The sequence below is a fragment of the Cyanobium sp. ULC082 genome, assembly GCF_977927535.1.
In genome coordinates, this window is the sequence record NZ_OZ376398.1 from 776,981 (window position 1) to 801,147 (window position 24,167).

At 67.9% G+C, this 24,167-nt stretch carries 22 protein-coding genes and 1 pseudogene; 5 read left to right on the forward strand and 18 right to left on the reverse strand.

Going from position 1 to position 24,167, the window contains the following annotated elements; translation table 11 throughout:
• The first annotated feature begins 11 nt into the window (after nucleotides 1-11).
• From ACXMDY_RS13285 to ACXMDY_RS13295, 3 genes are read left to right on the forward strand one after another with little or no spacing between them, the layout of a single operon-like run.
• A complete protein-coding gene (locus ACXMDY_RS13285) occupies nucleotides 12-971 on the forward strand; it encodes a DUF58 domain-containing protein (RefSeq protein ID WP_259701772.1) in 960 nt (319 codons plus the stop codon).
• The gene (locus ACXMDY_RS13290; RefSeq protein ID WP_259701773.1) at nucleotides 968-2,782 is read left to right on the forward strand and encodes a transglutaminase family protein; all 1,815 of its coding nucleotides are present in this window, start codon (nucleotides 968-970) and stop codon (nucleotides 2,780-2,782) included. The genes ACXMDY_RS13285 and ACXMDY_RS13290 overlap by 4 nt, the downstream gene beginning before the upstream one ends.
• 27 nt (nucleotides 2,783-2,809) lie before the next feature.
• Nucleotides 2,810-3,634 (forward strand): pentapeptide repeat-containing protein, encoded by an 825-nt coding sequence (locus tag ACXMDY_RS13295; RefSeq protein WP_259701774.1) that lies wholly within the window; start codon nucleotides 2,810-2,812, stop codon nucleotides 3,632-3,634.
• A gap of 1 nt (nucleotide 3,635) precedes the next feature.
• On the opposite strand, the gene ACXMDY_RS13300 is transcribed toward ACXMDY_RS13295, so the two are convergent.
• From ACXMDY_RS13300 to ACXMDY_RS13325, 6 genes are all read right to left on the reverse strand, one after another.
• Entirely contained in the window at nucleotides 3,636-6,080 is a 2,445-nt protein-coding gene (locus ACXMDY_RS13300) for a type II secretion system protein GspD (protein WP_457767644.1), read from the reverse strand.
• 136 nt (nucleotides 6,081-6,216) lie between these two features.
• Complete coding sequence (locus ACXMDY_RS13305; RefSeq protein WP_259701776.1) at nucleotides 6,217-6,930, reverse strand: hypothetical protein; 714 nt, start codon at nucleotides 6,928-6,930, stop codon at nucleotides 6,217-6,219.
• Nucleotides 6,927-7,634, reverse strand: coding sequence for a PilN domain-containing protein (locus ACXMDY_RS13310; protein ID WP_259701777.1), 708 nt, complete (start codon nucleotides 7,632-7,634; stop codon nucleotides 6,927-6,929). Before ACXMDY_RS13310 ends, ACXMDY_RS13305 begins: the two co-directional genes overlap by 4 nt.
• Nucleotides 7,631-8,653: a type IV pilus biogenesis protein PilM gene (gene pilM / locus ACXMDY_RS13315; RefSeq protein ID WP_259701778.1), complete on the reverse strand. Its 1,023-nt coding sequence runs from the start codon at nucleotides 8,651-8,653 to the stop codon at nucleotides 7,631-7,633. Before pilM ends, ACXMDY_RS13310 begins: the two co-directional genes overlap by 4 nt.
• 49 nt (nucleotides 8,654-8,702) lie before the next feature.
• A complete protein-coding gene (locus ACXMDY_RS13320; RefSeq protein WP_259701779.1) occupies nucleotides 8,703-9,866 on the reverse strand; it encodes a quinone-dependent dihydroorotate dehydrogenase in 1,164 nt (387 codons plus the stop codon).
• A complete protein-coding gene (locus tag ACXMDY_RS13325; RefSeq protein ID WP_259701780.1) occupies nucleotides 9,866-10,597 on the reverse strand; it encodes a ribonuclease H family protein in 732 nt (243 codons plus the stop codon). Before ACXMDY_RS13325 ends, ACXMDY_RS13320 begins: the two co-directional genes overlap by 1 nt.
• 62 nt (nucleotides 10,598-10,659) lie before the next feature.
• Between ACXMDY_RS13325 and ACXMDY_RS13330 the strand changes: the two genes are divergently transcribed.
• On the forward strand, nucleotides 10,660-11,382 hold the full coding sequence (locus tag ACXMDY_RS13330; protein WP_259701781.1) for a DUF3747 domain-containing protein: 723 nt from the start codon (nucleotides 10,660-10,662) through the stop codon (nucleotides 11,380-11,382).
• 250 nt (nucleotides 11,383-11,632) lie between these two features.
• Here the strand turns inward: ACXMDY_RS13330 and rplL are convergent, their stop codons facing one another.
• The 9 genes and pseudogenes from rplL to gloA all read right to left on the reverse strand — a co-directional run bounded on the left by rplL (nucleotide 11,633) and on the right by gloA (nucleotide 18,550).
• Nucleotides 11,633-12,016: a 50S ribosomal protein L7/L12 gene (gene rplL / locus ACXMDY_RS13335; protein WP_259701782.1), complete on the reverse strand. Its 384-nt coding sequence runs from the start codon at nucleotides 12,014-12,016 to the stop codon at nucleotides 11,633-11,635.
• Between the two features lie 62 nt (nucleotides 12,017-12,078).
• Nucleotides 12,079-12,606: a 50S ribosomal protein L10 gene (gene rplJ / locus ACXMDY_RS13340; protein WP_259701783.1), complete on the reverse strand. Its 528-nt coding sequence runs from the start codon at nucleotides 12,604-12,606 to the stop codon at nucleotides 12,079-12,081.
• A gap of 277 nt (nucleotides 12,607-12,883) precedes the next feature.
• On the reverse strand, nucleotides 12,884-13,591 hold the full coding sequence (gene rplA, locus ACXMDY_RS13345) for a 50S ribosomal protein L1 (RefSeq protein WP_259701784.1): 708 nt from the start codon (nucleotides 13,589-13,591) through the stop codon (nucleotides 12,884-12,886).
• Between the two features lie 117 nt (nucleotides 13,592-13,708).
• Nucleotides 13,709-14,134: a 50S ribosomal protein L11 gene (gene rplK, locus ACXMDY_RS13350; RefSeq protein ID WP_259701785.1), complete on the reverse strand. Its 426-nt coding sequence runs from the start codon at nucleotides 14,132-14,134 to the stop codon at nucleotides 13,709-13,711.
• Nucleotides 14,135-14,298: 164 nt separating this feature from the next.
• Nucleotides 14,299-14,958 (reverse strand): transcription termination/antitermination protein NusG, encoded by a 660-nt coding sequence (nusG, locus tag ACXMDY_RS13355; protein ID WP_259701898.1) that lies wholly within the window; start codon nucleotides 14,956-14,958, stop codon nucleotides 14,299-14,301.
• 44 nt (nucleotides 14,959-15,002) lie between these two features.
• On the reverse strand, nucleotides 15,003-15,254 hold the full coding sequence (gene secE, locus ACXMDY_RS13360) for a preprotein translocase subunit SecE (protein ID WP_259701786.1): 252 nt from the start codon (nucleotides 15,252-15,254) through the stop codon (nucleotides 15,003-15,005).
• 45 nt (nucleotides 15,255-15,299) lie between these two features.
• Nucleotides 15,300-17,588, reverse strand: coding sequence for an ATP-dependent Clp protease ATP-binding subunit (locus tag ACXMDY_RS13365; RefSeq protein WP_457767645.1), 2,289 nt, complete (start codon nucleotides 17,586-17,588; stop codon nucleotides 15,300-15,302).
• 154 nt (nucleotides 17,589-17,742) lie between these two features.
• Nucleotides 17,743-18,159: pseudogene (locus ACXMDY_RS13370) on the reverse strand (Clp protease N-terminal domain-containing protein); the annotation flags it as partial.
• Nucleotides 18,146-18,550: a lactoylglutathione lyase gene (gloA, locus tag ACXMDY_RS13375; protein ID WP_259701788.1), complete on the reverse strand. Its 405-nt coding sequence runs from the start codon at nucleotides 18,548-18,550 to the stop codon at nucleotides 18,146-18,148. The pseudogene ACXMDY_RS13370 and the gene gloA, both read right to left, overlap by 14 nt.
• Before the next feature lie 137 nt (nucleotides 18,551-18,687).
• On the opposite strand from gloA, the gene eno reads away from it, so the two are divergent.
• The gene (gene eno / locus ACXMDY_RS13380) at nucleotides 18,688-19,983 is read left to right on the forward strand and encodes a phosphopyruvate hydratase (RefSeq protein ID WP_259701789.1); all 1,296 of its coding nucleotides are present in this window, start codon (nucleotides 18,688-18,690) and stop codon (nucleotides 19,981-19,983) included.
• Nucleotides 19,984-20,036: 53 nt separating this feature from the next.
• Here the strand turns inward: eno and ACXMDY_RS13385 are convergent, their stop codons facing one another.
• From ACXMDY_RS13385 to ACXMDY_RS13395, 3 genes are all read right to left on the reverse strand, one after another.
• Nucleotides 20,037-20,492 (reverse strand): cupin domain-containing protein, encoded by a 456-nt coding sequence (locus tag ACXMDY_RS13385; RefSeq protein ID WP_457767646.1) that lies wholly within the window; start codon nucleotides 20,490-20,492, stop codon nucleotides 20,037-20,039.
• Between the two features lie 87 nt (nucleotides 20,493-20,579).
• On the reverse strand, nucleotides 20,580-23,123 hold the full coding sequence (locus ACXMDY_RS13390; RefSeq protein ID WP_259701791.1) for an arylsulfatase: 2,544 nt from the start codon (nucleotides 23,121-23,123) through the stop codon (nucleotides 20,580-20,582).
• Entirely contained in the window at nucleotides 23,116-24,129 is a 1,014-nt protein-coding gene (locus tag ACXMDY_RS13395) for a formylglycine-generating enzyme family protein (protein WP_311133937.1), read from the reverse strand. The genes ACXMDY_RS13390 and ACXMDY_RS13395 overlap by 8 nt, the downstream gene beginning before the upstream one ends.
• Between the last annotated feature and the right edge of the window lie 38 nt (nucleotides 24,130-24,167).

A 24,167-nucleotide genomic window follows, 5' to 3' on the forward strand; every position in this document is an offset into this window, starting at 1 on the left:
GGAGGCGGTGGTTGCCAGGGGGTGGCGGCCGCCGTCTGTTCCGCCCCCAGCAGGGGACGCGGCTGCGCCTGAATGGCTGGAACCTCTACATCCTCCCCACCGGCTTCGGTTTCCTGTGGCTCACCGGGGCGGGGGTGCTGCAGCTGGTGGGCATTCAGCAGCAGAGCAACGGGCCGCTGTTCATGTCCTTCCTGCTGCTGGGACTGTTCGTGCTTGCCCTTCACCTCACCGCCGGCAACCTGCAGGGACTGGAGCTGGCCTGTGGCGAGCCGGCGGCTGGCTTCGCCGGTGATCCCCTGCCCTACCCCCTCCAGATCCGCAGCCGCTTCCGCCGGTACCAGGTGGAGCTGAGTTTTGAACCCGCGTCCCGCTCCTGGGGAGCGCTGCAGGGGCGGGGTGAGGCCAGGGGGCTGGTGATCGAGCCAGGGGATCAGTGGCTGGCGATCGCCTGGCCCGCCAGCCGCCGTGGACTGCAGCGCCCCGGCACCCTGCGGGTCCGTTCCACGGCGCCGCTGGGGTTGTTCCGTTGCTGGTCACTCTGGCAACCGGAGGTGGCGCAGCTGGTCTACCCGGCCCAGCGCCCCGGGCCGGTGCTGGAGCGCAGTTCCGCTCCGCTCGGCCCCGAGGCGGAGGCGGCCGGTTCCGGCCTGACCAGCGGTGCGGGCGACTGGTGCGACCTGCGGCCCCACCGGGCCGAAGAGGGAGTGGCGCGCCTGGCCTGGAAGACCTTGGCGCGGGGGCGTGGGGCCCACAACAAGGTGTTCGACGCGCCGGCGCCCCAGGCCTGCTGGCTCAGCCCGCAGCCCGGGCTGGCCAGGGAGCAGGCCCTCGAGCACCTCTGCGAGCGTCTCTGCCGGTTCAGTGCCGCCGGGCTGCCCTTCGGACTGGCCGTGGGGGAGCAGACGATCGCGCCGGGGCTGGGACCGCGCCACCGCGACCGCTGCCTGGCCGTGCTGGCCCTTCTGCCATGAGGCGGGTGCGGCGGCTGCACTGGCTTGGACTGGGGCTGCTGGGGCTGCAGCTGCCGGGCCTTGACACGGCCCTGCCGCTCAGCTGGGGGGCGATCGCCCTGGTGGTGCTGGGCGCCCTGAAGCTGCGGGAAGCCCGCCGCGCCGCCGAGCTGCGCCGGATGAGTCTGCTGCTGCTGGTGGCCACGGGGGTGATGGCGGCCCTGTTGCCCGGCCTGGGTCCAAGCCTGCTGCAAGTGCTCACCACCCTGGTGGCCCTCGCCGCGCTGCTGGCCCAGGAGCTCGGCGATGGCCTGCTGCCACGGCAGTTGCTCGGCAGGAGTTTCCGGTTGCTGGCCGCGGCGCTGCCCCTGGTGCTGGTGCTGTTCCTGTTGCTGCCGCGGCTGGGTCCGGTGTTCAGCGTGCCGCTCAACCAGGCGGCCCGCACGGGGCTCAGTGACCGGATCGAGCCCGGCTCGATCGCCAGCCTGGTGGCGATCGACGCGCCGGCCGTGCGGATCGGCTTCGAGGCGGGCCAGCCACCGGCCGAGCCGGAGCGTTATTGGCGGGTGCTGGTGCTGAACCGCTTCGATGGGCGTCGCTGGGAGCGGGACGCCCCCGACCCCCCGTTCCGCGGTACCCGCCCGCCGCTGGCCGCCAGCCGCGACGAGCTGTGGCTGGCGGAACCCTCCAGGTTGCCGCTGCTGCCCTGGAGTGGCCGGGGGCAGCCGCTCCAGTCGGAGCTCTCCGTCGGCAGCGCCGGCGAACTGATCAATGACCGGCCGCCAGGCGAGCGGCGGGGCTATGCCCTGGGCGCCACCGACCGAACCAGCGACTGGCAGACGGCGCCGCTCTCGGCGGGGGCGGTGGCGGCGGCGACGGCTTTCCCCACGGGAGCCAATCCGCGCCTGGAGGGCCTCGGCGCTGGCTGGGCCTCCGGCCAGCCGCCGGAGCGGCGGCTGGAGACGGCGCGGCAGTGGTTCCTGAGTCAGTCGTTTCGCTACACCCTCCAGCCCGGCTCCCTCTCCGGCCAGGCCCCGCTCGATGCCTTCCTGTTCGACACCCAGGAAGGCTTCTGTGAGCACTACGCAGCCGCCTTCACCGCCCTGATGCGGGCGGCGGGGGTGCCGGCCCGGGTGGTGGCCGGCTACCAGGGAGGGCGCTGGGTGCCGCAACTGGGCGGCGGTGGCTACCTCGATGTGCGGCAGAGCGATGCCCATGCCTGGAGCGAGGTGTGGCTGGCGGGGGTCGGCTGGCAGCGGGTGGACCCGACCGGCTGGGTGGCACCGGCCCGGATCAATCCGGGCCTGCCAGGCAGCACGGAGCGTCGCGCGGCCGAGACCGGTCCGCTCGTCTGGCTGCAGCAGCAGTGGCGCGGCCTCGACCTGCGCTGGACCGGCTGGGTTCTCGGCTTCAACCGTCAGGCCCAGGCGGCCCTGCTGGAGCGGTTGCTCGGTGCCCGCCGCGACTGGCTGGGGCTGCTGCTGCTGGCGGCGGTGGCGTTCTGCCTGGCGGTCACGTTGCCCCTGCTGCGCTGGGGCCAGAACCGTGGTGGCGTCGACCCTTTGCGCCGCGAGCTGGAGCGTGGCCTGGTGCGGCTGCGGCGGCTGGGCTTCGAACCGACAGCCGGCGAGGATCTGGGCGGGTTCTGTGCGCGGGTGGCGGCTGATCGGCCTGAGCTGCGCACCCCGTTGCGTCGCTTCGCCAACCTCTACCTGGCCCAGCGCTTCGGCCCGCCGGGCTCAGCCGCTGAGCAACGGGCTGCCCGGCGCCTCCTGGGGCGATTGCTGCCCCGGGGGCTGGCGGCGCGCCCCGATCAGCCGGAAACTGGTTAGACAACCTTCCTGCCGCCGCCTTCGGCCGTGATCCCAGCCACCGCTCCCCCTGCCCGACTCCCGTTGCCGGGCCTGATCGGGCTGGCCTCGCTGGTGTTGCTGCTGCCGGCGGCGGCGCTGGCGGCCGACAGCCAGGCCCTGATCCGTCTGTTGAGCACGAAGCGCTGCGAGCAGTGCCGCCTGGCCGATGCCGATCTGGTGCAGGCCGATCTGCGGGATGCCGAGCTGAATGGCGCCCAGCTCCAGCGCGCCAACCTCAGCGGCGCCCGCCTCGATGGCGCCCGGCTGGCCGGCGCCGATCTGAGCTTCACCAGCCTGCAGGGGGCCTCCCTGCGGGGGGCCGATCTGCGGGGTGCCCGCCTGCTTGGCACCGATCTGCGCGACGCCGACCTGGGCGGGGCCCTGCTCGATGCCAGCGCGCTCGCCAGCAGCCACTGGCAGGGCGCCCGGGGCATCGACCCGGCCCAGCAGAGCTATGCCACCCTCCACAACGCCGGTGTGGACGCCGCCACGCGGGGCCGCTTCCCGGAAGCGGAGCAGTTCTTCAGTGCGGCGATCGGCCGGCAACCGGAGGCGGCGATCAGCTGGGTGGCGCGGGGCATCAGCCGCAGTGAGCAGGGCAACACGGTGGCGGCGGCCCAGGACTTCACCTATGCCGCTGGCCTCTACGCCCAGGAGGGTCAGATCGACACGAGCAAGCAGCTGAAGGAGGCGGCCCTCCAGCTCGATGCCACCCCCGACAAGGGGAAAGGCGGCAACGGGCTGGGTCCCCAGATCCTCAGCGGCACGATGGGAGTGCTGCAGTTCCTGGCACCGCTGGCGATCAAGGCCTTCGTGCCGCTGGCGTTCTGAGCTACCGGGGGTTGCTCACGAACTGACGCATCTCGCGGCTGGAGGGCTGGAACCCGTAGCCGAAGGTTCCGCCGTCGTCGTCGCGGATGATCCGCGGGGTGACCATGATCACCAGCTCCCGTTTCTGGCGCTGGTTGCTCGAGGCCCGGAAGAACTGGCCCACCAGGGGCAGATCGCCAAGGATCGGCCACTTCGAAACCTCCGCCACGTCGAAGTCGGAGATCACGCCGGTGAGGATCAGGGTCTGCCCCTCCCGCACCCGCAGGGCGCCGGTGTCAAGGCGCCGCACGCTGAGGATGCTGATTTCCGAGGTGCAGGAGGGAGGGCCCGGCACCGTGTCGGTGACAGCGGAAACCGACGGGGAGAGCGAGAAGGTGACGAAGCCGTTGTCATCGATTTTCTCCACCCGCGCGCCGAGCGTCAGCCCGGCTGTGGAGAGCTCGAGCTGGCACTGGGCGCTGCCGCTCACTGAATCGGAGGGGGTGACCTCCACATTCGTGATCACGTTGGTGCCGACACGGACGGCCGCCTCATTGGCCTGGCTGCGGCCGATCGGAGAGTCGATCGTGTATTCATCCAGGCCGCCGGTGCTGCCTGAAGCGGACGCACCACCAGCGGCTCTCAGTTGGGAAGCATTCTCTTGGAGGATCAGGGTGGGGCTGGCCAGCAATTTGGTGTTGCGGGAAACGATCTGAGCCTGAACGAAGTCAAAGAAGGCATCTTTGGGGTAGTTCAGGGCAGGATTGGGCCGTCGAAATCCTGAGAAATCAGAAGATGATGAATTCGTCGAATTGGAGCTTTGTTGTAAGTTAATTGTGCGACCAAGAGCATTCGATAAAATCCCTTCGATCGATGAAGTCAGGCTAGATCCAGTGCGGGTAATCTCCGAATTAATCTGAAGCAATGTCCCGGAAGGTAAAAGTTCAAAACCTGTCTCCCGAGCCAAGCTCGCATTGATTGAAGAAAGTTGTTTTAGCGTGAGGTTGTTTGTGATGGAAGAATCAAGTGTAAGTTGTCCAGAGGATGATGAATTTGATGAACTTGATCGCGTGATCGATTCGGTTGCCGAAAAGCTGTCTGCGGTGGCGGGTAGGTTTCTTCCGAACGCACCCAGTAGCTGGCCGTTGTCATTGACGATGAAATTGTTGCCCCAGCGGAAGGCGAAGCTGTTGGCGATTTCCTGATCGTTCTCTAGATTGACATCAAGCAGCCGCACCGAAAGAGCCACCTGGCGCTGGCGCAGATCCAGTTGTTTGAGATAGTTTTCGGCGATCAATACGATCGAGGAATCGCCCACCAGGGTGATCGTGCCCAGGCGGGAGTCGGTGGTGCCGATCAGACCAAGCAATGGCCCCTGGCCGGCTCCAAAGGAGTTGATCTCCGTGGTTGTGGCGGTTGTGGCGGTGGAATTGGCGGTGTTGTTGGCGGGTGTGCCGGTGGACAACACCTCACTGGAGGTGGAGGTGGTGGTGTAGGTCTTGTTGATCGTGGCGCCAAGGCTGGCGAGATAATCGGCAGCGGAATTGGCCGAAACCTGATTGAGCCGATACACCTTCGAGAGCTGGGTGCCGAAGGTTTTGCTCAGCACTTTCGGACCGGCAATGATCAGATTCCCCTCCAACTTGCCCTGAAGGCCGGCGGCCAGCAGGATCGAGTTCACGGCCCTGGCATAGCCCTCATTCCGGAAGGCGATCGATACCAGCCTCTGGGCGCTACTTGGTGGGCTCAGCGCTCCTGGTGAAGGAGTATTTGTCAATGTGTCATCCACATACACGAAGCCGTACCCTCCCAACTGGGCCACGGCCATCAGGGCATCTCGGGCGGGAGCATTCCGCAGGGTCATCGTGACGCTCGGCCCCCGCACGTTCACATAGCTGGGGTTGCGCAGCACCATGCTCCCCACCGCCATGTCCCCCAGCGGTGGCGCGGCGGCCCGGGGCTGCAGCGGCGGCACGAAGGCGGCCTGGGGCACCCGGCCAGGGGTGTTCAGGTCGAGCCGGCCGGTCTGGAAGGACGACTGGGGAACGGCGGGAAAACTGAGGATCAGATTGCGGCCATCGGCGCTCACAACGGGCCGGTTCACCGGGCCGTTCGCCACCGGCGTGACCTGAATCACGAAGCGATCGCCCACCCCTTCCAGGCTGATCGTCTTGAAGCCGGCCTCCGGCAGGGCCAGTTGCTGCGGCCCCCGCCGCAGGCCACTCGGCCTGGGCAGGATCAGCTGGCCTTCCCAGCCGGCGCTGTTGGTGAACTGCTGCAGCTGGGGACCCGGGCCGGTGCCCTCGATCACCACCTCCACCGCATCAGGCAGCCGCCGCACCTTGAGCTCCAGTGCTCCTTCCCCAGGCAGGGTTTGCACCGGAATCGGTTGGATGGCCTGGGCCAGGGCGGCGGGTCCGTTGAGGAGCCCCGCCAGGGGCAGCGTGGCAGCCAGCGCAAGCGGCAACGAAACAGCCCGGCGCAGAGCCGCAGCCGGATGGCACCCCGTTGGCTTCTGGTTCACGCGATGCAGCATCGGAGCTTTGCTGGGACGTTATCGCTCTGCAGTGCCCTCAACCAGAGGGGGATCCGGTGGATTCAGCTCAGCTGGCGGGTTTGGCGGCAGGGGGCGCTGGCTCCTTGCTGTAGAGGGACAGGTTCAGCTTCAGCTCGGTGAGTGGTGGCGGCGCGTCCGCCTTGACCTCCTCGGTGGTGAGGGTCAGGTCGCTCTGCACCACCAGCAGGCCGAGCCGCTCCAGCCGACGAACAAAATTGAGCAGGTTCGGAAACCGGCCCCGGGCACTGAGCAGGGTGGTGGATTTCTTCAGGCCCTGCGCTTCCAGCGGGTCCGGCGGTGGCGGTGGCGGCTGCCCTTCCGCCGGGGTGGCCGCAGGTGGTGGTGTGGAGGGATTGGCGCCCTTGGCATCAGCTGCCGGCGCTGCCGCCGCTGCGTCGGGTTCGAACAGGTTGAGCTGGACGCCGGTTGCGCTCGCCTCCCGGTTGAGCTGGGCCAGCACGGTGCCGATCCCGCCGCTGCCGGCGATCAGCTGGAGCAGGCCCGTCTGCTGGACCTTCACCTTCTCGGCCGCCGTGATCTGCTGCAACTGCTGCTGACGCAGCAGGGGAAGCCGCTGCTCCATCGCCCGCAGCTCGTCGAGGCGGATCTGGTCCTGGCGGATCTTGCTCCAGGGCTGCCAGACGCCTCCGACAACCACCAGCCCCGCCAGCAAAAGGCCTGCCCCGATCGGCAGCCCCAGCAACAACGCCGTGCGGGCCTGCTCCGAAGGCGGTTTGACACCCTCCTGAAGGTTCGTCATGGCAGCAGGCCCTCCCGCTGGAGCAGCTGCAGGCGCAGGGCCATGCCATCCGCCCCCAGCCTCTGCAGCAGCCGAAGCTGGGCTTGGCCGGTGAGTGGCTCCCGGAAGGCGGCGGTGAGCTCGAAGTTGACCAGCGATGCTGGACCCGGCTGCGTACCGGATTCGGGGGCGGTCCGTTCGGCGCGACCCAGTTTGACCCTGGCGGGATCCAGCAACGGTGAGGTTTTCAACCGCAACACCAGGGCATTGATGCGCTCGAAGGCGCCCGGGTCGCTGCTGCGGCCCTTGAGCTCCAGGTCGTCCTTGTTCACCTTCAGCGCGGTCAGCTGCAGCCCGGTGGAGGTCCGCCCGGCCAGGTCGCTCATCAGGGCGGTGCCGGAGCGCACCGCCACCAGGCCCTCGGCCAGCTGCTGGTTGGCCTTGCGGCTGGTTTCGATCGCGGCACGCTCCACAGCGAGCTGCTTCTCCAGGGTCTCCACCTGGGTCTGCACCGGGGCCAGGCGCTCCAGTTCATTGCTCAGCATCTGCTGTTGCCAGCGGAGTAGCAGCGCCATTCCCAGCGCCGCTGTCACCAGGCCGGCCGCCACCGCGGCACCGATCAGCAGCAGGCGGCGTGGATCGGCGGGACGGGGTGGGTCGGCCGGCAGGCCAAGCTCAAGGCGCCGCTCCCTGAGCAGATCAACGGGGGTGAGAGTGGTGGTCATCGAGGCAGCTCCCTGGCGCCCGAGCTCGCCTGGCCTGGCTCCGCTCGATTCAGGCCGCTCAGGCGCAGCAGCGAGGAACCGTCCAGATCGGTGGGGCTGAGCGGATCATCGGCACCCGGGTCCCAGGGCAGCCAGTCCAGTTCGATCGGATCGACGATCTCGACCTTCCAGTCGCCCGCTGCCGCCAGGGAATCGGCCAGGTCGTCGAGCCCACTGCCGGAGCTGATCAGCAGCAGCCGCACCTGGCTGACAGCCGGATCCCGCTGGCGCCAGTAGTGGATGCATTGGTGCAGGCCAGCGATCAGGTCGGCCTGCATCGCCGGCAGGTGGCGGCTGAACTCGGGAATGCCGTGGCGGATCAGGGTCAGCTCTGCCCCGCCGCTTCGCCACTCGAGCAGGGCGATCAGCTGATCGGTGGGGGCATCGGCCACCAAGGGCTCGATCGCCCGCAGATCCGCCACCTGGGCGGGTTCGAGCCGCTCCAGATGCAGCTCGGCGATCGAAAACACCTCGATCCAGGCCAGAACCAGCGAGCGCGGTGCCGTGACCAGCAGGGAAGTGAGCGGCAGCTGGGGATCGAAGCCGATCAGGGGGGTGAGGCTGAGGTAGGCCTGGTTGAGGGGGTAGCCCATGGCGAGGTCGGGATCGATCTGGCGCAGGGCCTGCTCGGGCTCCTCAGGCCAGGCATCGAACGGCCACTGCACCACCCGGATCCCGGCGGCCGAGCGCGGCAGGCTGGCGACCACGTGGGCCCCCTGCAGGCCCAGCTCGAGGCTCAGGTCGCCGATCAGGTCGCCGAGGGCGGCTTTCTGGAGCGGCAGGCCGTCGACGCAGGCCCCCCGCGGCAGCGGCACCCGGCGCAGCCGGTTTGAGCCCGCCTGAAAAGCCTGGCCCGGCAAGCCCAGCAGGGTGAAGGCGTCGTCGTCGAGGACCAGAAGGATGCGGGGAGGGAAAATCCTCGCCAGCAGCGGATCCAGTCGTTCCCGTAACCCGGCAAGAACCAATGATTCTGCGCGCAATCCTGGGCGGCAGCCTATCGGCAGGGGAGAGGCTTCGCATCCCCTTCGCCTAGACCCAGGGCAGCCCGCTGCCCACCGCCTCGCTGATCGAGCGGCAGCCGTGGTGATCGAGCTGCTGCTGCAGGCCCTCCAGAATCGCCGGCACCAGGGCCGGCCCCGCATAGATCCAGGCGGTGTAGATCTGAATCAGGCAGGCTCCGGCCGTGATCCGCTCCCAGGCCGCCTGGGGGGAGTCGATGCCGCCGACGCCGATCAGGGGCAGGGCGGGGCCGGCGGTGGCCCGCAGCCGCCGCAGCACCTCCTGGGCCCGCGCCCGCAGTGGCGCGCCACTCAGCCCGCCGGCCTCCTCCGCCAGGGTGCGACCGGTCTGTACCAGGCGCCGGTTCTCCAGTCCCAGTCGGTCCAGGCTGGTGTTCACCGCGATCACACCGGCCAGTCCCTCCTGGTAGGCCAGGCGGGCGATCGTGTCGATCGCGTCGTCCTCAAGGTCGGGGGCGATCTTCACCAGCAGCGGTGGGCAGGCCGGCAGCCGCCGCAACCGCTCCACCAGCCGCCGCAGCTGCGAGGCATCCTGCAGCTCCCGCAGCCCCGGGGTGTTGGGGGAGCTCACGTTGATCACCGCATAGTCCGCCAGGGGCGTCAGCAGTTCCAGCGAGGAGGCGTAGTCATCCGGTGCCAGATCCAGGGAGGTGAGCTTCGATTTGCCGAAGTTGAGGCCCAGCACGGCCGGCCGCTGACCGGGCGGCTCCAGGGCCTGGCGTTCCAGGGTTCGCTTCAGCGCTTCGGCGCCGTTGTTGTTGAAGCCCATCCGGTTCAGTGCCGCCCGCTCCGCCGCCAGCCGGAACAGGCGTGGCTTCGGGTTGCCCGGCTGGGGGTGCCAGGTCACCGTGCCCAGTTCGGCGAAGCCGAAGCCGAACAGGTGCCACAACCCCGCCGCCACGCCGTTCTTGTCGAAACCGGCCGCGAGGCCGAGCGGATTGGCGAATCGGCATCCGAACAGGGTCTGCTCCAGGCGATGGTCGCGGCGTTGCAGTTCTGCCCCGAGTCCAGCCAGGCTGCCGGAGATCAGTGGCCAGTGGCGACGCGTCGACGCCGCCCCGAGGGCCGCCAGGGTGAGCCGGCTGAGCTGTTCCGCATCTGCCCCCTCGTCCTGGCAGAGCAAGGGCGCCACCCAGCGCTGGTAGAGGGAGCCGGTGGTGGGGGGAGTTGCCATCAGATCCGCTCCAGCCGCCAGCGGTCCTCACCGGCGGGGCTCACCCGCCAGTCACGCCAGCTCCAGGCCTCCTGCTTCTCTTCCAGTCGGGCCAGGGGCAGCTCCACCAGCTGGGCCAGCTCGGCCGGTCGGAGCGTGTACCCCCCGGTCGCCAGGCGATCGGCCAGCTCCAGCCGGCTGAGCAGCCGGCTCAGGCCTGGCGGCGCCGGATCCTTCAGGGCTCGATCCCCAGACGGTTTGGCCTCCGCCAGGTGTTTGGTCTCCGCCAGCGGTGGGCGCGATCCCTTGGAGTAAGCCACCGCAATCGCGTCGCAGCGTTCGTTGTCGGGATCGCCGCTGTGGCCGCGCACATGTTCGAGGGGGACAGCCGGGAGCCGGGCCCGGTCCAGCGCTTCCCAGAGGTCGCGGTTCAGGACCGGCGCACCCGAGGCGGTGCGCCAGCCCTTGCGCTTCCAGCCCGCCATCCACTTGCCCAGTCCATCGATCAGGTAGCGGCTGTCGGTGCGGATCGTCAGGTCGGGGTGGAGGGGGAGATCCCTGAGCTCCTCGAGCACGGCCAGGGCGGCGGTGAGTTCCATGCGGTTGTTGGTGGTGTTCGCCGCTGCCCCGCCCAGTTCCCGCACGGTGCCGTCTTCGAAGCGCAACAGCGCTCCCCAGCCGCCTGGACCGGGGTTGCCGCTGCAGGCCCCATCGGTGGCTGCAGCCACCACCCGTGGCGGGTCATTGGCCACTGGGTGGGGCGGCGAAGGTCGGGTAGAACGTGTTGCCGGAGCCGGGTCGTTGAATCACCACCATGAAGCGAACTTACCTTGCCCTGGTTGGACTGGGCATCGGCGCCCTGACCCTTCAGGGTCTGCCCTGGCCCGTCGCCAGCGCCCAAGGGCTGTTCAGCAGCCAGCCCCTCGATGGCTCCCGCTTCGTGATCCTGGGCAAGCCCGTGGGGCTCGCCGACTGGTCTCTGCTGGTGCTGGAGCAGATCCGCAGCCGGCCGCTCTGCTGGGAGCGCCGGCCGGATGGCCTGATCGATGCGAGCTTGAACCGGTTCGATTTCACCGGGATCTGCAGCCGCTACATCGACAGCAATGGCTTCTCGATCCGGGCAGGGGATCAGGATCTGGGCAGCTCCTACCGCCTGCGGTTGCGTCAGGTGGGTCAGGAGGTGCAGCTGCAGGCCATGAGCCCCACCCAGACCGCCACGGTGCTGGTCGGTCGGGGCACGCTGGGGCGGCGTGATCGGGATGGCTTCGTGGCGATCACCCTGGAGCCCGACTGGCAACTCAGCCGGCGGGTGTTCGGCCGCCAGACCCTCAACCACGTGTATTTCGCCACGGCCACCCCGATCACCCAGCTGATCGCCCGGGCTGGCCGCAGCGACCCCTCCGAGTTCCGGTCCGGCCGCGGCAACCCGCAACGGCTGGAGTCCATGGGCCGCTCCAGGCTGTCATCGGGGCGAGCTGAGCGGGCCATCCCCGGGGCCGGGCCGGTGGCCCTCCCGGTGGTGCCGTTCCGGGAGTAGGGCCCTGTTGTAGCGGTGGGGACAGTTGAACCAGCGACCCCCGCCACGGGCGCTCGCCGCTGGATCCCATACATTGCATTCGTGTGAGGGGTGCGGAACCCACTTTCAGGGTCGAAACAAGGACAGACTCCCGAAAGCGTTCCACCTCTAAAGCCCTGCCTTCGGCGGGGCTTTTTTTTTGGCTCGATGGCGCCCGAGCATGAAAAAGCCGGCCCCCGGGGGCCGGCAGGAGGCTAGTGGCCGAGCGGGATCACTTGATCGTGACCTTGCCGCCCACTTCTTCCACGGCCTTCTTGATCGCTTCAGCTTCGTCTTTGGAGACGGCTTCCTTGATCGCCTTGGGTGCGGCCTCCACAAGGGCCTTGGCTTCGCCCAGGCCGAGGCCGGTGACTTCGCGCACGGCCTTGAGCACCTTGATCTTCGAAGCAGCGTCGAAGCCATCGAGGATGGCGTCGAATTCAGTCTGCTCTTCGACAGGCTCGGCGGCGGCGGCAGGAGCTGCCATCATCACGGCGCCGGCGGAAGCGGCGGCTGAGACGCCGAAGGCCTCTTCGATCTGCTTGACGAGCTCGGAAGCCTCAAGCAGCGAGAGGGTTTTCAGGGATTCGAGAATGGTGTCGGTCTTTGTCGTCATGGTTGAGAATCAGCAACAGATCGGGAGATGGGAAACAGAAAATCGGCGCCGTACGGCAGAGCTCAGCTGCCTTCGCCTTCGGCGTGCTGCTTGAGCGCCCGGGCGAGACCGGAAGGAACTTCGTTGATGCCAACCGCCAGCTGGGTGGCCACGGCATTGATCGCACCGGCGATCTGAGCCATGAGCACCTCCTTGGAGGGAAGCTCACCGATGGCCTTGACATCGGCCTGGGAAAGGAGTTTGCCCTCGAAGAGGCCCCCTTTCACATCCGATTTCTTGGTGTCCTTCTGGAAGGACTGCACGGCCTTGACAGCGCCACCGACATCGCCCCTGATCAGGACGAAGGCATTGGTGCCGGTGAGCAGGGGGTCGAGTTCCGACCAGGCACTGTTGCCATCAATGGCCAGGCGCATCAAGGTGTTCTTGGTCACCTTGCAGATGCCGTTGCTGGCCTGCAGACGGGTCCGCAGGTCAGACATCTCCTTGATGGACAGACCCTTGTAATCAAGGACCAGCGCCATTTCAGTTCCGTTGAGGAGCCCCTTGAGCTCTTCGACGATCTGTTGCTTGCTCTCCAGGGAGCGGCCCATAGGAGTGATACGAATCGAGGGAACAAGCCGAACACGCGGCCTCGACAATTCGCCTGACTCGCTCCGCATGGGAACCTGCCAGGCAAACCCGGGGACGGCGGAGCCGACTGGGTTTCGAGGTCGCCTGACGATTCGCAGCCCTGGCGTGACCCGGGGGAACAAAACTTCCGCGTGCACCTCGGCAGGACTTATGACCGCGAACGGATCACCTGCTGTCTTGGGTCGGGCGCGTGCCCTCTGGCCGAAGCCAGTTTTTCACCCTACACCGCAGCAGGAATCAGCCGTCCTGCTTGATGTCCTGGAGGGCGGTGAAATCAACGTCGATGCCGGGCCCCATCGTGGAGCTGAGGGTGAGGCTGCGCCAGTAGCGGCCTTTGGCACCACTGGGCTTCTGGCGATCGATCGTTTCCTGCAGTGCCTTGAGGTTCGCCAGCAGCGCCTCGACCGTGAAGCTGGCCTTGCCGAAGCGAACGTGGACGATGCCGGTGCGGTCGGCGCGAAACTCCAGTTTGCCCGCCTTGAACTCACGGATGGCGCCGGCCAGATCAACGGTGACAGTGCCGGCCTTGGGGTTCGGCATCAGCCCCCGGGGGCCGAGGACCCGTCCCAGCTTGGCCACCTTGGGCATCATGTCCGGCGTGGCGATCAGCAGGTCGAAGTCCATCTGGCCGCCGGCGATCGCGTCCACCAGATCTTCGTCACCGGCCAGATCAGCCCCGGCGGCGGTGGCTTCGGCCACCTTCTCGCCACGGGCGATCACGGCGATGCGGATGGTCTGGCCAGTGCCGTTCGGCAGGGCGACGGTGGTGCGCAGCTGCTGGTCGGTGTACTTCGGATCGATGCCGAGGCGCACATGGGCCTCGATCGTTTCATCGAACTTGGCCGTTGCTGTGTCCTTGACCAGCTGCAGCGCTTCGAGCGGTGCGTAGGCGCGGTCTTCGACTTTCTCGACGAGGGCGGTGAAGCGCTTGGAGGGTTTTGTCATGGTTCGAATGGGGTGCGAGCGACGGGACGGCGGGCCGCGAGGCGGCTCTGGGTCCTGGGTCTCCCCCGAATGGGTGGATGGGTGGAAGGGGTGGGCGAACCGGAATCGGGCCGGCGATCAATCGTTGACGGCGACGCCCATGTTGCGGGCGGTGCCTTCGATGATGCGCGTGGCCGATTCCAGGCTGGTGCAGTTGAGGTCGGGGAGTTTCGTTCTGGCGATCTCCTCGAGCTGGGCGCGGCTGATCGCGCCCACGCTGCCCTTGCTGGACGTGGCGGCACCCTTTTCGATTCCGGCTGCCTTGGAGATCAGCACGGAAGCGGGCGGGGTCTTGGTGATGAAGGTGAAGCTGCGGTCTTCGAAGACCGAAATCTCCACCGGAATCACATAGCCGGCCTTCTCCTGGGTGCGGGCGTTGTATTCCTTGCAGAACGCCATGATGTTCACCCCGTGCTGGCCGAGGGCAGGACCCACGGGCGGCGCTGGGTTGGCTTTGCCGGCATTGAGGGCCAGCTTGATCACGGCTACGACTTTCTTGGCCATCGGCTGGTCTGGGGAGCGGAACTCCCTGGCGGGAGTGGGGACGGAGCTCCCGGGACGGGAGCGATGCGGATCGCCTCACCCGGCGGGGGAGGCGTGGCGGCGGCCCCGCCTGGTGAGGCGGTTCCACCCAGGGCCGCCCTCCGCAGGGAGGCGGCCACAGCGGATCAGTTCTGCTTGCTGATCTGGGAGAACTCGAGTTCCACCGGGGTTTCCCGACCAAAGATCGACAGCAGGGCCTTGAGCTTGCTGCGTTCTCCGGACACCTCGATCACTTCGCCCTGGAAGTCCTTGAATGGACCGGCGGTGACCAGGATCTGATCGCCTTCGGTGATGTCGACCTTGACGACGGGTTTCTTCTCGGCAGCCCGCTTGAAGATCCGCTCGACCTCCTGGCGGGAGAGCGGGCGGGGTTTGATATGGCCCCGGGCACGACCGGTGGCGCGCCGCTCCTCGGCCCCGACGAAGTTGATCACGTTGGGGGTGCTGCGCACCGCCATCATCGTGTCTTCATCGAGCACCATCCGCACCAGGACGTAGCCAGGGAAAACCTTCTCTTCAGTGGATTGGCGGCTGCCGTCTTTCTTGAGCTTGATGGCGGGGGTCTGGGGGATCTCGATCTCGACGATGCGGCTGTCGACCCCGAGGGTGATGGCGCGCTGCTCCAGGGTGGCCTTCACCTTCTTCTCACAGCTGGAGGCCACCTGCACCGCATACCAGCGGGCGGTCTGGGGACGGCTTTCTCCCTCCGCCCCGGCGGCGGGCAGAACGGCGCCCTCGACAGCGGCTGGGGTGCTGTCGGCAGTGAGGAGATCGACTTCGGACACGGGCTGGCTGGCGGGACGGCTGGGGAAGGAGGTGGGCGGGAGGCTCAACGGAACACCTGGGTGGAACCCCAGCTGTAGAAGCGATCCACTGCGGCGATGGCGGCGGCGGAAAGGGTGACCATCAGGATCACCGCCACCGACTCGCTGAACAGCTGCTGGCGGCTGGGCCACACCACCTTGCGGAGCTCCTCGATCAGCGCAGGAACGAAGCCGGCCGGACCGCTGGCCGGAGCTGGGGGAAGCGGCTCGGCGGTCTGGGGGTCTTCGGGGCTGGAGGAGCGGCTGGTGGAGTCCAAGGGTGTCGACCGACCGGTCGACGCGCGTACCGGCAAACAATCACCCTACCGGACGTCCTGGCGACTTTCGCCCAGGGGACTGAACAGCAGCGGACCAGCCGGATCGGCCGCCAGGCTCACCTTCACCCCCCAGGCGCCGGCGAAGTGGTCTTCGAGCAACTCGGTGGCGAGTGGATTCTCGATCTGGCGGCGCAGCACCCGGCGCAGGGGCCGCGCCCCGTATTCCGGTTCGTAGCCAAGGGAGGCCAGACGGTCGATCACCGCTTCATCGACCTGCAGCTCCAGCCGCTGCTCCGCCAGCAGGCTGGTCAGCTCCGCCAGTTGCAGGCGCACGATCCGCTGCAGATCGGTGGCGGCCAGGGGGCGGAAACGAATCAGCTCATCGATGCGGTTGAGGAACTCGGGGCGGAACTGGGCGGCCAGGGCCGCTTCCACGGCGGCATCCAGACCGGCATCCAGCTGCGCTTCGCGCTCAGCCGATGGCTCCTCCTCCTGGCCGCGGCGGGCCCGCTCCAGGATCGCGCGGCTGGCCAGGTTGCTGGTCATCACCACCACGGTGTTGCGGAAGTCGACGGTGCGGCCCTGGGAATCGGTGAGCCGCCCGTCGTCGAGCACCTGCAGCAGAAGATTGAACACCTCAGGGTGGGCCTTCTCCACTTCATCGAGCAGCAGCACGGCATAGGGCCGGCGCCGCACCGCCTCGGTGAGCTGGCCGCCCTCCTCGTAGCCCACGTAGCCGGGCGGAGCCCCCAGCAGGCGGGCCACGGCGTTGCGCTCCATGAATTCGCTCATGTCGAGGCGCACCAGGGCCTCCTCTTCATCGAAGAGCGCCGCCGCCAGCGCCTTGGCCAGCTCGGTCTTGCCGACGCCGGTGGGGCCGAGAAAGAGGAAGGAGCCCACCGGCCGGCGCGGATCCTGCATGCCGGCGCGGGCGCGGCGGATCGCCGCCGCCACCGCCGCCACCGCCTCGGGCTGGCCGATCACCCGTTCCCCCAGCCTCGCCTCCAGCTCCAGCAGCTTCTGGCGTTCGCCGGCCAGCAGCCGCTGCATCGGGATGCCGGTCCAGCGGGCCACCACATCGGCGATGTCGCCCTCCTCCACCTGCTCCCGCAGCAGGGACAGGCCGCTCTGCTGGTCGGCCTTGAGATCGGCTTCGAGGCTGGCCCGGCGCTGCTGAAGTCCATGGAGCTGGTCGTACTGGAGGCGGGCGGCCTCTTCGAGGTCACCGTCGCGCTCGGCCTCGGCGATGGCGTGGCGCAGGTCGTCGTCCCGCTGCTGCAGCTCATGCAGTTCGGCCAGCTGCTCCCGCTCCCCCTGCCAGCGCTGTTGCAGCTCCTGCAGGTGGGCCAGGGCCTGGCGGCGGTCGTCCTGGCGCTGCACCCGCTCGGCCAGCGGTGCGGCTTCGGCCGCCAGCAGGGCCAGCTCGACGCGGCGCAGCTCGGCTTCGGCCTCCTCCACCACCCGGGGCTTGGAGGTGACCTCCATGCGCAGCTGGGCGGCGGCCTCGTCGATCAGGTCGATCGCCTTGTCGGGCAGGCAGCGGTCGGCGATGTAGCGGTCGGCCAGTCGGGTGGCCGCCACCATGGCGCCATCGGTGATCGTGACGCCGTGATGCAGCTCGTAGCGCTCCTTGAGGCCCCGCAGGATCTCCAGGCTCACCTCAAGATTGGGCTCCCGGATCACCACCTGCTGGAAGCGGCGGTTGAGGGCGGGATCCTTCTCCACCGTGCGGCGGTAGTCCTCGGGGGTGGTGGCACCGATGCAGCGCAATTCGCCGCGGGCCAGCACGGGTTTGAGAATGCTGCCGGCATCGGCGCTGGAGCGGTCGGAGCTCACCACGGTGTGAAGCTCATCGATGAACAGCACCACGCCGGCGCCGGCCCCGCTGGCGTCGCTGGCACTCACCTCGGCCAGCACGCTGCGCAGCCGTTCCTCGAACTGGCCGCGGAACTTGGCGCCGGCGATCAGGGCGCCGAGATCGAGGCCGATCAGGCGGATGCCCTTGAGCGACTCCGGCACTTCGCCGGCCACGATCCGCTGGGCCAGCAGCTCGGCGATCGCCGTTTTGCCGACGCCCGGTTCGCCGATCAGCACCGGATTGTTCTTGCCACGCCGGGAGAGTACCTGGATCAGGCGGCGGATTTCGGTGTCGCGGCCGATCACCGGATCGAGCAGTCCGGCGCGGGCGGCGGCGGTGAGGTCGCGGCCGTATTGCTCCAGGGCGGGTGGCTCGGCCGTCAGGGTCAGGCCCTCGGCCTCCGCTGGGGCTGGGCTGCCCTGGGGGTGGGGTCTGGTTGGCCGGGGGCTGGTTGGCTGGGACCTGGATGGGGGCAAAACGGCCGGGGCTGGGCGGGCGGGCCTCGATCGGCGGCGCGGCGGTGGGTGAATCGATCCAGGCATCGGTGGCGACCGCGGCGGGGGCGGGCCGCAACTGCCGCAGCAGCCGTTCTTCGCTCAGGCCCTGGTCGTTGAGCAGGGCGGCGCCGATGCGGGGCTCCTCCAGCAGGGCCAGCAGCAGATGGGGGATGTCGATCAGGCGGGAGCCCCAGTTGGCACGGCGCCGGTCGGCGGCCTCCAGCAGGTCTTCGAGGGCATCGCCGATGAACAGCTCAGCGGCAACGGCGGACGGCTGCTCGGCGCAGAAGCCCTCCAGCTGATCCAGCAGCCTGTCCCCGTCGGTGGCCAGGGGCTCCACCCAGCCGCTGTAGCGCGGATCCTGGAACAGCACCTGGATCAGATGTTCCACATCGAGCTGGCCATGGCGCCAGCGGCGGGCCTGGTCCTGGCCGGCGAGCAGCAGTTCCCAGGCAGCCTCGCTGAATCGATCGGGCTCGCTGGTGAGGCTGCCGAGGCCCACCGATCCTTCGCCCCGGGGATTGGTGTCGAGGCTTTCAGGCAGTGGCATCCGGCCTCCTGCCCAGCTGGATCAGTTCGATCCTGTAGCCGTCGGGATCCTCCACGAAGGCGATCACGGTGCTGCCGTGTTTCATCGGGCCTGGCTGCCGCACCACCCGGCCGCCCTTGCCGGCGATGGCGTCGCAGGTGGTGGTGATGTCCTCCACCCCGAGGGCGATGTGTCCGTAGCCGGTGCCGATCTCATAGGAGCTGGTGTCCCAGTTGTGGGTCAGCTCGATCACACTGTTGTGGCTCTCCTCCCCGTAGCCCACGAAGGCCAGGGTGAAGCGACCCTCGGGATAGTCCCGCCGGCGCAGCAGGGTCATGCCCAGCACCTCGGTGTAGAAGGCCAGCGATCGCTCCAGATCGCCCACCCGGACCATGGTGTGAAGCAGCCGCATCGCTCAGGATTGGTTGGCTCAGCCATTCTGACCGGCTCAGGATCAGGTCTGGGTTGTCAGACCGTGCCCACAGGTACAAAAAGGGTGATCGAAAAGCCCCATAAGATCCCTGCAGCATTGATGCCCAGGCCCCATTCGTGATCGACTCCCTCGACCTGGTGATTGATTCGATTGTGGCCCGGGAGGTGCTCGACTCCCGCGGCACCCCCACCGTGGAAGCGGAAGTGCGGCTGGAAGGCGGCGCCCAGGGCCTCGCGATCGTGCCCAGCGGCGCCAGCACTGGAGCCCATGAAGCCCATGAGCTGCGCGATGGCGGCAGCCGTTACTTCGGCAAGGGAGTTCAGCAGGCGGTCAGCAACATCGAGGACAAGATCGCTCCGGCTCTCTGTGGGCTCAGCGCCCTCGACCAGGGCACCGTCGATGCGGCGATGGCCGACCTTGATGGCAGCGACAACAAATCGGCCCTGGGGGCCAACGCGATCCTGGCGGTGAGCCTGGCGGTGGCGCGGGCCGCGGCCGATGGCGTCGGTCTGCCCCTCTACCGCTACCTGGGCGGGCCGATGGCCACGCTGCTGCCGGTGCCGCTGATGAATGTGATCAACGGCGGCGCCCATGCCGCCAACAACATGGATTTCCAGGAATTCATGCTGGTGCCCCACGGGGCGCCCAGCTTCCGGGAGGCGCTGCGCATGGGCGCCGAAGTGTTCCACACGCTCAAGGGCCTGCTGAGCGCCCAGGGGCTCTCCACGGCGGTGGGCGATGAGGGCGGCTTCGCGCCGGATCTGGAGAGCAACGATGCCGCCGGCGCCCTGCTGGTGCAGGCGATCGAGAAGGCCGGCTACAAGCCGGGCGAGCAGATCTCCCTGGCGCTCGATGTGGCCAGCACGGAGTTCTACAAGAACGGGTTCTATGCCTTCGGCGGCGGCAGTTACAGCGCCGCTGCGATGGTGGATCAGCTCGAAGCGCTGGTCAGCCGCTACCCGATCGTCTCGATCGAGGATGGCCTCGCCGAAGACGACTGGGAGGGCTGGGCCCTGCTCACCCAGCGGCTGGGCAGCCGCGTGCAGCTGGTGGGCGACGACCTGTTCGTGACCAACACCACCCGCCTGCAGCGGGGCATTGAAGAAGGCATCGCCAATTCGATCCTGATCAAGGTGAACCAGATCGGTTCGCTCACCGAAACCCTGCAGGCGATCGATCTGGCGGGCCGCGCCGGCTACACCAGCGTGATCAGCCACCGCAGCGGCGAAACCGAAGACACCACCATCGCCGACCTCTCCGTGGCCACCCGGGCCGGCCAGATCAAGACCGGTTCACTCAGCCGCAGTGAGCGGGTGGCGAAATACAACCGGCTGCTGCGCATCGAAGACGAACTCGGCAGCCAGGCGATCTATGCCGGCGCCGAGGAACGGGGGCCACGGGGGAAGAGCTGAGTTCTGCGGTCTCCAGGCCGCACCCTTTACCTGAACAGCTTCCGGTTGGTCGATCAGGCGGACGGACATGCAGTGGGGGAGCGGCCAGGAAAGCTGATGTCGAGCACGAGGGCGCCTTCATCGGTGCGGAAGGGGCCATGCACCTCACCGGGCGGCCGGCTGGCGTAGTGCCCTGGCTCCAGCCATAGGGCGAAGGCCGCGTCGAAAAGACGGCCGCTGACGATCATGATCTCCTCGGGGAAGGGGTGGGCCTTGCCCCCGAAGGTGGTGGTGTCGGCGCCGGGCAGGAAGCGGGTGAGGCGGGTGATTTCGCCTGTGGCCGCATCCTGGCTGAGAATCAGCTCCTGCACCTGGCCTTCCAGACCATCGAGCCAGCGCCAGTGGTGCGCCTGATCGGCCACCAGCGGATTCCAGTAGGGGGTGGTGGTTTTGCCCATGGCTTGCTGCTCTTGTGCGCGCTGATCATCGTCGCCGTTCGAGATCACCGGCACCGGCATCGGCACCGGCATCCTCAGCTGCGGCAGCTTCCTGGTTGCATCCTTCAGGCGGCGGTGAATCGCTGTGTCTGCAGCACCCAGCACCCGCCGCTTCCCTGATCATTCACTGACGGCCTTGGTGCGCATCGCCGCCTCCAGGCTCCTGATCTCCTCCGGAGACAGCTTGGGCCGATCGAGTTTGAGGGTGAGCTTGTTGAGCGTGCCGGTGAAGCGGAACGGTGGCTGGTAGTCGGCGTCGTTGACGCCGGTGAGGGTGTCGGAGCCCACGTCAAAGCTCTCGTCCCACTGCAGGATCATCGGCAGGGTCTTGGCCATGGTCTTGGTGGCCACCACCTTGCCGTCCACCTTGAGGGTGCCGGTGCCGGGGCGACCGACGCCGCTGAAGTCGTTGAAGGCCAGGGTGCCGGGCCCCTTGCCGTCGTAGACGAAATCGAATTCAACCTTGTGCTTGCCGGGGGACAGCGGTTCGGTGCCCTCCCACTTGAGGCGCTCCAGATCCACCATGTTCCACAGCCACACGGGCTTGCTGTTCTTCAGGTAGAAGCCGTAGCCGCCGAAGCGGCCACCGGAGGTGAGCAGCATGCCCTCGGCGCCGCCGGCCGGCACCTCGATGTCGGCCGTCACGGTGTAGGAGGTGTTCAGCAACATGGGGGAAGCGCCCTGGGGCAGGCCCACCATCGGCTGGGTGTAGACGAAGGTGCTGCGGCCGGCGGTGATGTTGGGCCGGGGCGCCACGAGGCGCGCCGCCACCGAGGCATCGAGCGGGAACACCTGGTAAGTCTTCGCTTCGGCAATGAAGGCTTCCTTCATCTCCTTCAGCTTCTGGGGATTCCGGGCCGCCAGGTCGGTGGTCTGGCTGAAATCCTCGTTGAGGTTGTAGAGCTGCAGCGTCTGGTTGTTGAGCGGGTCCGGGTTGGCCGGGCCGAAGGCGTCCCACGGCGCCCTGTTCACCTTGGTGCTCAACAACCAGCCCTTGTCGTAGAGGGCCCACTGGCCCATCATCTCGAAGTACTGCCGCTCGTGCCTTGAGGGCACCTTGGCATTCCTGCGATCGAAGGTGTAAACGAAGCTCGTACCCTCGATCGGCTTCTGGGGGATCCCATCCACCAGCTCGGGCGCTTTCAGGCCGGCCGCCTCCAGGATCGTCGGCACCACATCGATGACGTGAATGAACTGCTCGCGCAGGGCGCCCTTGTCCTTGATCCGCGCCGGCCAGCTCACCACCATGTTCTGGTTGACGCCACCCAGCCTGGAGGCGTTCTGCTTGAACCAGCTGAACGGGGTGTCGAAGGCCCAGCTCCAACCCGCTGACATGTGGTTGTAGGTGAACTCGGTGCCCCACACATCGAAGAACTTCATCTGCACCTCAACGGGAAGTTTGTTCAGGCCGTTGAAGAAGGCCACCTCGTTGGGGGTGCCCATCGGACCGCCTTCGGCGCTGGTGCCGTTGTCGCCATTGATGTAGATGATCAGGGTGTTGTCGAGCTTGCCGAGGTCATCGAACTGCTGGATCACCCGGCCGATCTCATAATCGCTGTAGGCGGCATAGGCGGCGAACACCTCCACCTGGCGGATGAACAGTTTCTGGGCATCTGGGCTCAGTTGGTCCCAGGGGGTGATCAGATCGGCGGGCCAGGGATCGAGCTTCGCATCGGCAGGAATCACGCCGAGCTTCTTCTGGTTGGCGAAGATACGTTCCCTCAGCTTCTCGTAGCCATCATCAAACAGATGCATGGCGTGGATCCGCTCCACCCACTCCTTGGTGGGGTGGTGGGGCGCATGGGTGGCGCCGGGAGCGTACTTGATGAACAGCGGCTTGGCGGGGTTGATCTGATGCATCCGCGTCATGTAGTCGATGGCGTCATCGGCCATCTCTGTCACCAGGTTCCAACTGCCTGGGGCCTTGCCTTCGAAGGGATAGATCTGGGTGGTGTTGCGGAAGAGGTTCGGCTGCCACTGGTTGGCATCCCCACCCACGAAGCCGTAGAAGTACTCGAAGCCCAGGCCGGTGGGCCACTGATCGAAGGGACCGCTCTGGCTGGCCTGGAAGGCGGGCACGTTGTGGTCCTTGCCGAACCAGGCGGTGGAGTAGCCGTTGTCCTTGAGCAGACGGCCAATCGTGGCCTTGTCGCGCTCGATGATGCTGTTGTAGCCGGGAAAGCCCGTCGACTGCTCCGAGATCACCCCGAAACCGGCCGAGTGGTGGTTGCGGCCGGTGATCAGGGCGGCGCGGGTGGGTGAGCACAGCGCCGTGGAGAACATGCGGTTGTAGCGAAGCCCCGCCTTGGCGACCCGGTCCATCGCCGGTGTGGGGATCACCCCGCCGAAGGTGCCGGGCACGCCGAAACCGGCGTCGTCGGTGATGATCAGCAGCACGTTGGGCGCGCTCTGGGGCGGCGTGATCCGCGGCGCCCACCAGGGTTTGGACTGCAACGCGCCGTCATTGATCACACCGCCGAAGGGGGGAGCGGGGGCCGGCAGTTGGTTGCCGGCGAGCGTGGTGGTGGCGTTGGGGGATCCCGGCGTGCCGGTGATCCGCTGGGCCAGGGCCGGAACACCGCCCAGCTGCCAGCCCACCAGCAGCACCGCCAGCGTCAGCAGAGCGAAGCGGGTGATCGTGGCGCGGACGGAACGCTTAGCCATGGGTGGGGGAGAGCGGTGAAGCGAGTCGGAAACCGATGTGGGACGTGCCGGTGTCGGGGCTTTCGGCCTCCCGGGCGGCCGTGCGATAGCGGCTGCAGAAGTTGGGGGCACAGAGGAAGGAGCCGCCCTTGATCACGTGCTTGGCCACCCCTGGCTCCCGCGGGTCCAGGCTGGCGGCAGGGTCGACCAGCACCGGGTCGTCCTGGCCGGCCAGGAGGTCGTGGCCAGGCCGGTACCAGTCCGCCGTCCACTCCCAGACATTGCCGGTCATGTCGCGCAGCCCGTAGCCATTGGGGGGGAAGCGGCCCACCGGTGCGGTGCCGGCGTAGCCGTCTTCAGCCGTGTTGCGGACGGGAAACTCCCCCTGCCAGGTGTTGGCCAGGCCGGGCCGCCAGGTGTCGCCCCAGCTGAAGGCCCGATCCCGCAGTCCGCCGCGCGCGGCGAACTCCCACTGGGCCTCGCTGGGAAGGCTGGCGCCGGCCCAGGCCGCGTAGGCCTCGGCATCCGCCAGCGACACATGCACCACCGGATGGTCCAGCCGTGCGTCGATCGAGCTGCCGGGGCCCTCGGGATGGCGCCAATCGGCCCCCGGTACCCATTGCCACCAGCTGAGCTCCTGCGGGGGTTCGGCGGCGGAGGGGGGCCGGAACACCACCGAGCCGGGCCGACGCTCAGCGGCCGAGAGATCCGGGAACTGCTCCTGCGGCAGGGGCCGCTCCGCCTGGGTCCGGTAGCCGGTGGCCGCCGCAAAGGCAGCAAACTGACGGTTGGTGACCTCCTCAAGCCCAATGCAGAAGGGCTCCAGCCGCACAGGCGCTCCCGCCTCCTCCGGCAGTCGACCCGCTGCTCCGATCCGATAGCGCCCGCCGGGGATCGGCGCCATCGACGGCGGGCAGGAGTCCGCCGCCTGGGCAGGGGCGGACCCCAGCAGCACCGCCCCCATCCCCAGAGCCAGGATCAGCAGGGTGGCCAGCACCGGAAATTCCCAGGCTTCAGGACGATGCACAAGCAAGGATTCGAGAAAGCACGGATTCGCTGGGCCCT